This is a genomic window from Rhizobium sp. P1_B8, from assembly GCF_056406515.1.
Map to the genome: position 1 here is coordinate 1 of NZ_JBFTZZ010000088.1, position 529 is coordinate 529.

Here is a 529-nt window from a genome sequence, read left to right on the forward strand (position 1 = left end):
ATCAGGTTATGACACCGGCAAGCGATCGAGGTTTCGTCGTGGGGGTTTCCTCGCTCGGTGGCCACACGCGGCGCATCTTCCACGAACATCGTGCGGAAGCTCACGACTTTACCGAGAACTCGATCTATATTCGCGATCTCTCGGACGCCTACAAGGCGGATCTCGGGGGTCCTTTCGATTTCGTGTTGTTTGAGATTTCGCCAGCGTCCCTCGGCAAAATTGCCGATGATGCTGAAATGCCCGGCGTGACGTCGCTGTCAGTTGAGACCGCGTCAAAAGATATTGTGCTTGCCAATCTCGCTCGGGCGCTGATCCCGGCACTCGAAAAGCCAGACGAGGCCAACGCGCTGTTCGTCGAGCAAATGACGACGGCCATCGGAACCTACCTGGTCCAGCGTTACGGCGGCCGGCCAACGGTAGCCTCCGATAGGTCGGGCAGCCTCTCGCGGACGCATGAGGATCTGGCGAAAAGTCTGCTTCTTGAGAACCTCGACGGCAACGTGTCGATTTCCGAAGTCGCGCAGATGTG

1 protein-coding gene is annotated in these 529 nt (G+C 58.2%); it reads left to right on the forward strand.

Features of this window, described 5'->3' with window-relative positions:
- Positions 1 to 38: 38 nt before the first annotated feature.
- On the forward strand, positions 39 to 529 hold a 491-nt coding region (locus AC1D2N_RS36235; RefSeq protein WP_477983038.1), incomplete at its 3' end, for an AraC family transcriptional regulator.